The organism is Burkholderia stagnalis (assembly GCF_039848545.1).
GTDB lineage: Bacteria > Pseudomonadota > Gammaproteobacteria > Burkholderiales > Burkholderiaceae > Burkholderia > Burkholderia stagnalis.
Genome location: NZ_CP156685.1, coordinates 3,649,752 through 3,662,500, shown reverse-complemented (window position 1 = coordinate 3,662,500; position 12,749 = coordinate 3,649,752). Strand labels below are relative to the sequence as shown.

Genomic DNA, 12,749 nt, shown 5'->3' with positions numbered 1-12,749 from the left:
AAGGCGGGGGTCGTTGGTTCGAATCCAACCAGACCCACCATTGTCTGACGTGGAAACCTGGGGAAGTCTCTGTATGGGGGCATAGCTCAGCTGGGAGAGCACCTGCTTTGCAAGCAGGGGGTCGTCGGTTCGATCCCGTCTGCCTCCACCAATCTTCAATGCCAAGAGTTTGCTGAAACAATCAGCGAGCGCTTTGCATTGGCGATTGAGCCAGTCAGAGTGATATGAGTAACACCATATCGGCTGTCGTTCTTTAACAATCTGGAAGAAGTAAGTAATTTGGATAGCGGAAGCGTCTTGAGATGGACGTGGAAACTATCCGGGTTGTGATTGTATCGATGTATCTCAAGATGATTCGAACTTAATGTTCGGCTCAATTGGAATACGGCACAACGCGAGAACTCAACCTGTAACGAGACAGACTCGTTATAGGGTCAAGCGAACAAGTGCATGTGGTGGATGCCTTGGCGATCACAGGCGATGAAGGACGCGGTAGCCTGCGAAAAGCTACGGGGAGCTGGCAAACGAGCTTTGATCCGTAGATGTCCGAATGGGGAAACCCGGCCCTTTTGGGTCATCCTGGACTGAATACATAGGTCCAGTGAAGCGAACGCGGTGAACTGAAACATCTAAGTAACCGCAGGAAAAGAAATCAACCGAGATTCCCAAAGTAGTGGCGAGCGAAATGGGATGAGCCTTGTACTCTTTATTTGTATTGTTAGCCGAACGCTCTGGAAAGTGCGGCCATAGCAGGTGATAGCCCTGTAGGCGAAAACAGTATGAAAGAACTAGGTGTACGACAAGTAGGGCGGGACACGTGAAATCCTGTCTGAAGATGGGGGGACCATCCTCCAAGGCTAAATACTCGTGATCGACCGATAGTGAACCAGTACCGTGAGGGAAAGGCGAAAAGAACCCCGGGAGGGGAGTGAAATAGATCCTGAAACCGCATGCATACAAACAGTCGGAGCCTCGTAAGGGGTGACGGCGTACCTTTTGTATAATGGGTCAGCGACTTACGTTCAGTAGCAAGCTTAACCATATAGGGCAGGCGTAGCGAAAGCGAGTCCGAATAGGGCGTTCAGTTGCTGGGCGTAGACCCGAAACCAGGTGATCTATCCATGGCCAGGATGAAGGTGCGGTAACACGTACTGGAGGTCCGAACCCACTAACGTTGAAAAGTTAGGGGATGAGCTGTGGATAGGGGTGAAAGGCTAAACAAACCTGGAAATAGCTGGTTCTCTCCGAAAACTATTTAGGTAGTGCCTCGTGTCTCACCTTCGGGGGTAGAGCACTGTCATGGTTGGGGGGTCTATTGCAGATTACCCCGCCATAGCAAACTCCGAATACCGAAGAGTGCAATCACGGGAGACAGACATCGGGTGCTAACGTCCGGTGTCAAGAGGGAAACAACCCAGACCGCCAGCTAAGGTCCCCAAATATAGCTAAGTGGGAAACGAAGTGGGAAGGCTAAAACAGTCAGGAGGTTGGCTTAGAAGCAGCCACCCTTTAAAGAAAGCGTAATAGCTCACTGATCGAGTCGTCCTGCGCGGAAGATGTAACGGGGCTAAGCTATATACCGAAGCTGCGGATGCGTGCTTTGCACGCATGGTAGGAGAGCGTTCCGTAAGCCTGCGAAGGTGCCTTGTAAAGGGTGCTGGAGGTATCGGAAGTGCGAATGCTGACATGAGTAGCGATAAAGGGGGTGAAAGGCCCCCTCGCCGTAAGCCCAAGGTTTCCTACGCAACGTTCATCGGCGTAGGGTGAGTCGGCCCCTAAGGCGAGGCAGAAATGCGTAGCTGATGGGAAGCAGGTCAATATTCCTGCACCATTGTTAAATGCGATGGGGGGACGGATCGCGGAAGGTTGTCCGGGTGTTGGAAGTCCCGGTCGCTGCATTGGAGAAGGCGCTTAGGCAAATCCGGGCGCAGGATTCAAGGGTGTGGCGCGAGCTCCCTAGGGAGCGAAGCAATTGGAAGTGGTTCCAAGAAAAGCCTCTAAGCTTCAGTTTAACAGTGACCGTACCGCAAACCGACACAGGTGGGCGAGATGAGTATTCTAAGGCGCTTGAGAGAACTCGGGAGAAGGAACTCGGCAAATTGGTACCGTAACTTCGGGATAAGGTACGCCCTTGTAGCTTGACTGGCCTGCGCCAGGAGGGTGAAGGGGTTGCAATAAACTGGTGGCTGCGACTGTTTAATAAAAACACAGCACTCTGCAAACACGAAAGTGGACGTATAGGGTGTGACGCCTGCCCGGTGCCGGAAGATTAAATGATGGGGTGCAAGCTCTTGATTGAAGTCCCGGTAAACGGCGGCCGTAACTATAACGGTCCTAAGGTAGCGAAATTCCTTGTCGGGTAAGTTCCGACCTGCACGAATGGCGTAACGATGGCCACACTGTCTCCTCCCGAGACTCAGCGAAGTTGAAGTGTTTGTGATGATGCAATCTACCCGCGGCTAGACGGAAAGACCCCATGAACCTTTACTGTAGCTTTGCATTGGACTTTGAACCGATCTGTGTAGGATAGGTGGGAGGCTATGAAACCGGAACGCTAGTTTCGGTGGAGCCGTCCTTGAAATACCACCCTGGTTTGTTTGAGGTTCTAACCTTGGCCCGTGATCCGGGTCGGGGACAGTGCATGGTAGGCAGTTTGACTGGGGCGGTCTCCTCCCAAAGCGTAACGGAGGAGTACGAAGGTACGCTAGGTACGGTCGGAAATCGTGCTGATAGTGCAATGGCATAAGCGTGCTTAACTGCGAGACCGACAAGTCGAGCAGGTGCGAAAGCAGGTCATAGTGATCCGGTGGTTCTGTATGGAAGGGCCATCGCTCAACGGATAAAAGGTACTCTGGGGATAACAGGCTGATACCGCCCAAGAGTTCATATCGACGGCGGTGTTTGGCACCTCGATGTCGGCTCATCTCATCCTGGGGCTGTAGCCGGTCCCAAGGGTATGGCTGTTCGCCATTTAAAGAGGTACGTGAGCTGGGTTTAAAACGTCGTGAGACAGTTTGGTCCCTATCTGCCGTGGGCGTTGGATATTTGAAGGGGGCTGCTCCTAGTACGAGAGGACCGGAGTGGACGAACCTCTGGTGTACCGGTTGTGACGCCAGTCGCATCGCCGGGTAGCTATGTTCGGAAGAGATAACCGCTGAAAGCATCTAAGCGGGAAACTCGCCTTAAGATGAGATATCCCTGGGGACTTGATCCCCTTGAAGGGTCGTTCGAGACCAGGACGTTGATAGGTCAGGTGTGTAAGCGCAGTAATGCGTTCAGCTAACTGATACTAATTGCCCGTAAGGCTTGATCCTATAACAAGTCTGTCTCGATAGCCGTTAGCGCTTCAGCGCTTACGGATATCGAGCGTCGAGTGCGAGGCACTCGACGTACTGCGGTTGAAGTACCGCGTATGTGTGTGAGTACAACTCACAACCCAACCAAGATTACTGCTTCTTCCCGATTGGTCGCGCTGCGAAGCCGCGCGACAACCCTCTTTGCCTGATGACCATAGCGAGTCGGTCCCACCCCTTCCCATCCCGAACAGGACCGTGAAACGACTCTACGCCGATGATAGTGCGGATTCCCGTGTGAAAGTAGGTAATCGTCAGGCTCCCTAAGCCAAGAACCCCCGCCTAACCGGCGGGGGTTTTTGCATTTGCGGCGCGGAAATGCGCGTGGCGAGCGGGGCACCCATCCGGGCGCACAGTCTTCTTCGAAAAAGGCCCGGTGCGATCATCGTCGGACAAGGGGCGCCACCTCGATTCCTCGCAACTACCGTTAGCGCAAACAGGGCTGCTCAGCCTGAGCTCCCGCCCATCACCTCCGTACAGCCCACTCCGCTCGAAAGCGCCAGGCAATTTCTCGGCGCAAAATAGACGGTCGCCGCTCACCGTGGCCGTAAAATCTTCACATCCCCATATCCGCGTACAAAACAATGAACGCTCCCACCCAGTTCGCGCGAGCCGTTTGCCCTCATGACTGTCCGGATACGTGCGCGATGCGCGTGACGGTCGAAAACGGCAAGGCGCTCAAGGTCTCCGGCGACCCCGATCATCCGCCGACACAGGGCGTGTTGTGCACCAAAGTCAGCCGCTATGCCGATCGGGTGCATCATCCGGATCGCCTGACCGTCCCGCTCAAGCGTATCGGCGCCAAAGGCGAAGGACGTTTTGCGCCGATCAGCTGGAACGAAGCATTCGATGAAATCGGCCGCCGTCTCGGCAACATTGCGAAGCGCGCGCCGGAGGCCATCGTGCCTTACAGCTACGCGGGAACGATGGGGCTCGTGCAGGGCGAAGGCATTGCGCAACGCTTCTTCCACAAGCTGGGCGCGTCGCGGCTCGAGCGTGCGATCTGCGCGGCCGCGGGCGCGGCCGGGCTGCGCTATACGTATGGCGGAAGTCTCGGGATGCATCTCGAGTACTTCGAGGAGAGCGAACTGATCCTGATCTGGGGCGCGAATCCGATTGCGTCGAGCCTGCATTTCTGGACTCGGGCCCAGGAGGCGAAACGACGCGGTGCGCATCTTGTCGCGATCGATCCTTATCGTTCGCTTACCGCGGAGAAATGCCACCAGCACATCGCATTGAAGCCCGGAACCGACGGCGCATTCGCGCTCGGCATGATGCATGTGCTGATCACCGAAAACCTGCTCGATCATGACTACATCGAGCGCCACACGGTTGGATTCGATGCGCTCAAGGCGCGAGCGATGTCCTATTCGCCGGAACGGGTGGCGGAGATCTGCGGTATCGATGCAGCCGAACTGGTCGACCTCGCGCGCCGCTACGGCGCTACCCGCAAGGCGTCGATTCGGCTCAACTATGGCATGCAGCGCGTCCGCGGTGGCGGCAATGCGGTGCGCGCAATTGCCAGTTTGCCCGCGCTGACAGGGGCGTGGCGAGACCGGGCCGGCGGCTTGCTGCTGTCTTCGTCGGAATGGGCGCCGGTCAATCAGCCGGCGCTGCTGCGTCCCGACCTGATGCCGGGCTGGCCGCACAAGCTGCCGCGCGTAATCAACATGAACGCGATCGGGGACGCGCTGCTGCACCCCCCGCGACGCATCGTTCGGACCCAAGGTCGAAGCGATGATCGTCTACAACTCGAACCCGGTTGCCGTCGCGCCCGATTCGTCGAAGGTGGCCGCCGGGTTCGCGCGCGAAGATCTGTTCACTGTCGTTCTCGAGCATTTCAAGACAGATACCGCCGATTTCGCCGATATTGTGCTGCCGGCGACTACGCAGCTCGAGCATCTCGATGTTCACAAGTCGTACGGTCATACCTACGTGATGGCCAACCTGCCGGCGATTCCCCCGATAGGTGACACGCGGCCGAACACGGAGATTTTCCGGGGCATTGCGCGCAGCATGGGGCTCGACGAGCCGGCGCTTTACGAGAGCGATGAGGACGTCGCGCGCGCGGCGCTCCGGTGGGACGACCCGACGCTCGACAGTGACTGGGATACGCTGAAGCAGGCGGGGTGGGTCAAGCTCAAGCTGCCCGATGCACCGTTCGCGAACGGCGGCTTCCGCACGCCTTCGGGCAAATGCGAGTTCTACAGCTCGGTCCTGGCGGAGCTGGGCATGGATCCCGTCCCGGACTATCTGCCGCCATTCGAGTCGGCGGAGGCGGCGCCCGAGCTCGCGGTGCGATACCCGCTGGCGATGATCTCGCCGCCGGCCCGCAATTTCCTGAACAGCACGTTCGTCAACGTCGACAGCCTGCGCAATACGGAAGGCCAGCCGCATCTAGACATCCATCCCGACGACGCGGGCGCGCGCGGGATTACCGACGGCGATCTCGTCCGCATTTTCAATGATCGGGGTTCGATGCAGGCACGCGCACGGGTGACCGACCGCGCACGCCCCGGGCTTGTGGTCGGTTTGTCGATCTGGTGGAAGAAACTGTCGCCGGACGGCCGCAATGCGAACGAGGTAACGAGCCAGGCGCTGAGCGATCTGGGCAATTCGGCGACGTTTTATGACTGCTTGGTCGAAGTTGCGCGAACTTGATGGTGGTTCGTCGCACGCGTCCGCTGGCCCGCCGGAAGTTCGAAGGGGGTGTCTAACCCTGTTGTCTCAAGCCGGGCGAGCCGCTACGATGCGTTTCAGCACGATCATTCGAAAATCCGTGAGGAGACGCGCAGTATGGAAAAAATTTGGCTGAAATCGTACCCGCCCGGCGTTCCAGCCGAAATTGACGCGTCTCCGTACCCCTCAGTCGCCAGCCTGCTCGAAGAGAGCTTCAGCCAGTACCGTGACCGGACGGCATTCGTCTGCATGGGCAAGGCAATCACGTATCGCGAACTCGACACGCTGTCGCGCCAGTTCGGCGCGTGGCTGCAGTCGCGCGGGCTGGCGCGGGGCGCCCGCGTCGCGATCATGATGCCGAACGTGCTGCAGTACCCGGTCGCGATCGCGGCGGTGCTGCGAGCCGGTTATACCGTCGTGAACGTCAATCCGCTGTATACGCCGCGTGAGCTCGAGCATCAGCTCAAGGACAGTGGCGCCGAAGCGATCGTCATTCTCGAGAATTTTGCGGCGACGCTGCAGTCCGTCATTGCGAATACCGCCGTCAAGCACGTGGTCGTCGCGTCGATGGGCGACCTGATGGGCCTCAAGGGCTGGCTCGTCAATTATGTGGTGCGCAACGTCAAGAAGATGGTGCCGGCCTGGCAGCTTCCGGCGTACACGCGCTTCAAGGCCGCGCTCGCCGAAGGCGCGCGGCAGACGTTCAAGCCGCAGCAGCTCGGCCCGAACGACGTCGCGTTCCTGCAGTACACGGGCGGCACGACCGGCGTCGCGAAGGGCGCGACGCTGCTGCACCGGAACATCGTCTCGAACGTGCTGCAGGCCGAAGCGTGGCACCACCCGGCACACGCGAAGTATCCGGACGTGAAGCAGTTCGTGACCGTGGTCGCGCTTCCGCTTTACCACGTGTTCGCGCTGACCGTCTGCGGTTTCCTGACGATGCGCACCGGCGGCATGGGGATCCTGATCCCGAACCCGCGCGATATCGCCGGCATGATCAAGGAACTGAAGGGCTATCAGATCTCGACGATTCCCGCCGTCAACACGCTCTACAACGCGATGCTGAACCACCCGGATTTCGATCAGCTCGATCTTTCGAAACTGGTGATCGCGAACGGCGGCGGCATGGCGATCCAGGAAGGTGTCGCGAAGCGCTGGTATGAAAAGACCCGCACGGCGATCGTCGAGGGCTACGGCCTGTCCGAGACGTCGCCGGTCGCGACCTGCAACCCCGTGACGGCCACCGAGTACAGCGGCACGATCGGCTTGCCGCTGCCGTCGACCGAAGTGTCGATTCGCGACGACGCGGGCAACGAAGTTCCGCTCGGCGAGCCCGGCGAAATCTGCATCCGCGGGCCGCAGGTGATGGCCGGTTACTGGAATCGCCCGGAGGAAACCGCCAAGGTCATGTTCCCCGACGGCTTCTTCAAGACGGGCGACGTCGGCGTGATGGATGCGCGCGGCTACGTGAAGATCGTCGACCGGAAAAAGGACATGATCCTCGTGTCCGGCTTCAACGTGTATCCGAACGAGGTCGAGGACGTGGTGGCGTCGCACCCGGGCGTCTTCGAGGTGGCGGCGGTCGGCGTGCCGGACGAGCATTCCGGCGAGGCGGTGAAGCTGTTCGTCGTGAAGAAGGATCCGGCGCTGACCGACAAGGATATTCTCGCGTACTGCAAGGAGCGGCTCACCGGCTACAAGCGGCCGAAGTTCGTCGAGTTCCGCGCCGAATTGCCGAAGACGAACGTCGGCAAGATCCTGCGGCGCGAATTGCGAGACGGGCGCGCATGACGCGCTAACGGAATGAATCAAGCCCGGCTTCGGCCGGGCTTTTTCATGTGCGCCCAGCATGGGCGCACTCCTGCGGGTGGAAGTCCCGCCATAAGCTGGTCACGGCAAATGAAGCGAAGCGCAACTGCATGAGGGCGACCGAGTGTGGGGAGGAAGCGTGGAGCGTAAATCGCGAGCCGATGGACAAGAACCGCATAGAAGGCGTTGCTGAGCAGGGCGAGCGGGCATGAAGCCGCGAAGCTCTCGTGATCAAGGCGAGGCGGCGTAAATGCGGCGGTTGTGCGATGAAGGAGTGCGTTCTTACCTGGGGAGAACTCGCCTTATGCCTGAAAGGGCGACGGTGTCGAGCCGGAGCGAGAAGTCAGCAGAGGCCGTAGTAGCCGCTGGTTGAGGGCGAAGGGCTGAACGAGCAGGAGGGCCGAAGGCCGTGTCGTTCGGACGTGCAGGGCATCAGAAGGCTACGCAGGTAGCGCGCAACGCGGGATGGCGAGGTGAAGCCGAGCCGGAAGCGAGGCGTGATGAAGCACGGACGGCGCGACACGAAACCGGAGGCTTGGGGCGGGACAGTCTGCTGTCGCAGGCGCTCGCGAGAGCGAATCTGGTGATGGCGTGGAAACGCGTCAAAGCCAATCGTGGCAGTGCCGGGGTGGATGGGAAGTCGATTGCCGAGACGGCGGCACACCTGAAGACGCACTGGCCCCGGATTCGGGAAGCGTTACTGGAGGGAAGCTACCGGCCCGCGCCGGTGCGGCGAGTCCAGATTCCGAAGCCTGGTGGCGGGATGCGTGAACTGGGGATTCCGACGGTGACGGATCGGCTGATCCAGCAAGCCCTGCTGCAAGTCTTGCAACCCATCATTGATCCGACCTTCTCCGAACACAGCTACGGCTTCCGGCCGGGGCGTCGAGCGCGTGACGCGGGTGCTGATGGCGCAACGGCACGTACAGGACGGCTACCGGGTGGTGGTCGATGTGGACCTGGAGAAGTTCTTCGATCGGGTCAATCACGACATCCTGATGGAGCGACTATCGAGGCGCATTGAGGACAAGGCCGTGCTGCGGCTGGTTCGGCGCTACCTCGTGGCCGGGATCATGGATGGCGGAGTGGTCATGGAGCGACACGAAGGCACGCCGCAAGGCGGGCCGCTGTCGCCGCTGCTGGCCAATGTGCTGCTGGACGAGGTGGACCGGGAACTGGAGAAGCGAGGCCACCACTTCGTGCGTTACGCCGACGACTGCAATGTGTACGTGCGCAGTCACAGCGCGGGCGAACGGGTGCTGAATGGTTTGCGCAAGCTCTACGACCGACTTCACCTGAGGGTCAACGAGGCGAAGACGGCGGTTGCACAGGCGACCGGTCGCAAGTTCCTGGGCTACGAACTGTGGCGCGGTACGGGCGGCCGGATCAAATGTGCGGTGGCCCGAAAGACCCTGAAGACCTTCAAGCAACGCATCCGGGAACTGACCCGCCGCTGGGGCGGGAGAAACTTGCCAGAGGTAGCGGAGCGATTGAGGGCTTACGTGCCGGGCTGGAAGGCGTACTTCCACTTGGCACAAACGCCCAAGGTGTTCCGTCAACTCGACGAGTGGATCAGGCACCGGTTGCGTGCGATGCAGCTCAAGCACTGGCGCCGTGGCACGACGATGTATCGGGAGTTGCTGGCCATGGGAGCCTCGGCCGAAGATGCGCGCAGGGTGGCGGCGAACAGCCGCTGCTGGTGGCGCAACAGCTATCAGATGCTGAACCGAGCGATGCCCGTGGCCTACTTCGACCGGCTCGGGGTGCCCCGGCTCTCATAACCTCAACTGCTCGAACCGCCCGGTGCGGACCCGCATGCCGGGTGGTGTGGGAGGGGATCGGTCAGGCTGCTGCCTGACCGCCCCTATCCCGATTTCTGGTCCTGGGATGGCGGGCGGCAGGGCGGACGACAGGTCGCGGGCCGGCGTCGGCACGACCGCCGCACCGGAAAAGAAAAAGGCGCCCGAAGGCGCCTTCAAGATACTGCGGCTTGTCAGGCAAGCTGGTTAGAACTTGTGACGGATGCCGACGCGAGCGGCCACCTGGTTGCTGGTGGACGACTGGTCGAGGCCGTTGATCGCTGCGGTCGCCGGGACGATCTCGCCCTTCGCGTTGAGCGTATTGCCCGATGCGTGCTGGTACACGCCGATCACGTAGACGTCGGTGCGCTTCGACAGGAAGTAGTCGACGCCAAGCGAGCCCTGGTGGTACTTGGCTGCCGACGCGTCGGCGATCTTGCTGCCCTGCGTGTAGTCGTATGCCGCGCCCAGGATCAGCGCCGGGGTCAGCTGATACTTGAAGTTGATTTCGCCGTTGTTGAACGTCGCCGTGCCGGAGTACAGGCCCGCGGTGAAGTTCTTGAACTTCGTGTTCGAGTACGTCGCACCGATCGTTGCCGCGCCAACGTGTATGCGCCACCTGCACCGAAGACCTGGTACGTGTTCGCGTTGTTCGCGTAGGCGCCGTAGACCGGCGTCGATGCAACAGACGTCGATGCGTTCGCGCCGTTGTTGAACATGCCGCCGAAGTTGCCCGGCGTACGCGCGTTCAGGTAGCCGACGCCGAGGACCAGCGGGCCGTTGTTGTAGCCGGCGCCGAGCGACCAGACCTGGTTTTTCGCGAACTGGCCGGCTTGCCCGCCGAGGCTGTACACGCCGCCGAACGAGAAGCCGTTGTAGGTCGGGCTCGTGTACTTGATCGCGTTGTTCACGCGGTACGCGTTGTTGAAGTTGTCGACGTCGCCCGGGTGCGCGGCGATGTAGCCGCCCCACTGGTCGCCTGCCTCGAGCGGGCCGACGAAGTCGACGACGGAGTCGTACTGGCGGCCCAGCGTGACCGTGCCGAAGCCGCTCGACAGGCCGACGTACGCCTGACGGCCGAACTCGAGGCCGCCCTGCTTGAGTGCGCCCGTGTTCACGTCAAAGCCATTCTCGAGCACGAAGACTGCCTTCAGGCCGCCGCCCAGGTCTTCCGTGCCGCGCAGGCCCCAGCGGCTGCCCTGCATCACGCCGCTCGCCATGGAGTACAAATGCTTGCCCTTGGCATTGTTGTTGAACATGAAGCCTTCATCGATGATGCCGTAGAGCGTCACGGTGCTTTGCGCGTGGGCAGCGCCAGCGAACGCGCCCAGCGCGACGAGCGCGAGAAGCGACTTTTTCATTAACGGATCTCCAAGAAACACTGAATTTTTTGTTGCGGGGCAAATAGTTATGTTCTGCCGATGATCCCCGCCTCAACTTCGCGTGAAGTCCGACGTAATGTAGCAAAAGGACTTTTTGCCACAAAGCGAAACGCCTCGCCCGGAAGCCGCCATGTTTCCTTTATGCAACAATGGTTAAAATCACGGGTTAACCGCAATTTCCGCTGAAGAATCAAGTCGGTTACGTAGCGGACACGCGTTTTCGCCGCGTGTGGAAGCGCGAGCAAAGCAGCCAGGAGAACAGGATGGTGTTGGATGAACTGATCAGCGAATTCGACCGCGGCCTGCGGTCGCTGACGGGCGTAAGCCGCATGAGCCGCCCCGTGCCGGCGCCGGCCGAACCCCCGGCCGTCGAGCTGACGCCGGCGGAGCGCACGCATGCCGCCGGGCTCATGCGCGTGAATCATGTCGGCGAGATCTGCGCGCAGGCGCTGTATCAGGCGCAGAAGCTGACCGCCCGCACGTCGGGTGCCAAGGCGATGTTCGAGGAGGCCGCGCGCGAGGAAGAGGATCACCTCGCGTGGACCGCGCACCGGCTGAAGGAGCTCGATTCGCGCCCGAGCCTGCTCAACCCGCTGTGGTACGCGGGCGCGCTGGCGATCGGCGTCGCGGCCGGGACGCTCGGCGACAAGGTGAGCCTCGGCTTCATGGCCGAGACCGAACGCCAGGTCGAAAGCCATCTGGAAGGTCATCTGTCGGATCTGCCGGCGACCGATACCGCGTCGCGCGCGATCGTCGACCAGATGCGCATCGACGAGGTGAAACACGGCAAGGCCGCGACCGACGCGGGCGGCATCGAGCTGCCGCTGCCGGCGCGGATGTTGATGCGTGCGGCGTCGAAAGTCATGACGAGCACTGCGTACTATCTCTGACGAAATCCGTGGGGCGGCGAGGTTCGCCGCTCTGCCATCGAGCCTGCCGATACCGCCCGCTTTTTCCGCGTTTTCCCGCCCCCGAAAGCCCCGTCCGCACGCCCATCTGGCCAGCCTTGTTCACGTATCACCTTCACAAGTTGCACTAGCTCATTCATTTATAACGGTTTTTAGAATAAGGGGGCGCATGAGGATGTGCGCGTAAGTCCTTGTTCTAACTAACAAAATTCGTCAAAAAACCGGGCCGCTCCCTTGACCGTGCTACACCCTTCCTCTAAAGTGGGAGACAGTGTGAGAAAGTGTATTTTTGTGTGATTTGGCGGGCTATTCGGGCTAAATTCTCAGCACTGAGCGGGTGCTTCGGTGCCCTGAACGGGAGAGCGGAAAGTGTTCCAAGGGGCGTCGGCGCTGACGCTCGATGCGAAAGGGCGGATGTCGGTGCCGGCTCGCTATCGCGAAGCGCTGCAAGGACAGGCAGAAGGACGGGTGACTGTGACCAAGCACCCGGACGGCTGCCTGTTGCTGTTTCCGCGCCCCGAATGGGAAGTGTTCCGCGCCAAGATCGCCGCGCTGCCGATGGATGCGCACTGGTGGCGGCGGATTTTTCTCGGCAATGCGATGGATGTCGATCTCGACAGCGCGGGCCGGATTCTCGTATCGCCCGAGCTGCGCATGGCGGCCGGGCTGGAAAAGGAAGTCATGTTGTTGGGAATGGGTAGTCACTTCGAGCTGTGGGATTCGCAGACCTACATCGCGAAGGAGCAGGCAGCGATGGCGCAGGGCATGCCCGACGCGCTGAAGAATTTCACGTTCTGATTGCGGTGACGGAGACGCCCG

Annotated in this window: 3 protein-coding genes, 2 tRNA genes, 2 rRNA genes and 3 pseudogenes (1 of these 10 only partly in view); 9 read left to right on the top strand and 1 reads right to left on the bottom strand. The window is 60.4% G+C overall.

The annotated features are described in order from the left end of the window. The 7 genes and pseudogenes from ABFO07_RS17005 to ltrA form a co-directional block, all read left to right on the top strand. A tRNA-Ile gene (locus tag ABFO07_RS17005) sits at positions 1 to 40 on the top strand (it extends 37 nt beyond the left edge of the window). Between the two features lie 35 nt (positions 41 to 75). Beyond that, positions 76 to 151 (top strand) — tRNA-Ala (locus tag ABFO07_RS17000). Positions 152 to 432: 281 nt separating this feature from the next. Beyond that, positions 433 to 3,314, top strand: a 23S ribosomal RNA gene (locus ABFO07_RS16995). 186 nt (positions 3,315 to 3,500) lie between these two features. Then, a 5S ribosomal RNA gene (rrf, locus tag ABFO07_RS16990) occupies positions 3,501 to 3,613 on the top strand. A gap of 324 nt (positions 3,614 to 3,937) precedes the next feature. Continuing rightward, positions 3,938 to 6,014, top strand: a pseudogene (locus tag ABFO07_RS16985) (molybdopterin-containing oxidoreductase family protein). Positions 6,015 to 6,149: 135 nt separating this feature from the next. Next, a complete protein-coding gene (locus ABFO07_RS16980) occupies positions 6,150 to 7,823 on the top strand; it encodes a long-chain fatty acid--CoA ligase (protein ID WP_059889647.1) in 1,674 nt (557 codons plus the stop codon). Between the two features lie 427 nt (positions 7,824 to 8,250). Continuing rightward, a pseudogene (gene ltrA, locus ABFO07_RS16975) lies at positions 8,251 to 9,622 on the top strand (group II intron reverse transcriptase/maturase). Between the two features lie 225 nt (positions 9,623 to 9,847). On the opposite strand, the pseudogene ABFO07_RS16970 reads toward ltrA, so the two are convergent. After that, positions 9,848 to 11,001, bottom strand: a pseudogene (locus ABFO07_RS16970) (porin). 284 nt (positions 11,002 to 11,285) lie between these two features. Between ABFO07_RS16970 and coq7 the strand changes: the two are divergent. Continuing rightward, entirely contained in the window at positions 11,286 to 11,912 is a 627-nt protein-coding gene (coq7, locus tag ABFO07_RS16965; RefSeq protein ID WP_059564619.1) for a 2-polyprenyl-3-methyl-6-methoxy-1,4-benzoquinone monooxygenase, read from the top strand. Between the two features lie 387 nt (positions 11,913 to 12,299). Further along, entirely contained in the window at positions 12,300 to 12,728 is a 429-nt protein-coding gene (gene mraZ / locus ABFO07_RS16960) for a division/cell wall cluster transcriptional repressor MraZ (protein WP_006400450.1), read from the top strand. Positions 12,729 to 12,749 lie beyond the last annotated feature (21 nt).

Excerpts from the sequence above, each read along its gene's own strand:
- ABFO07_RS16980 (WP_059889647.1), top strand. The coding sequence starts at position 6,150 with ATGGAAAAAATTTGGCTGAAATCGTACCCGCCCGGCGTTCCAGCCGAA.
- coq7 (WP_059564619.1), top strand. The coding sequence starts at position 11,286 with ATGGTGTTGGATGAACTGATCAGCGAATTCGACCGCGGCCTGCGGTCG.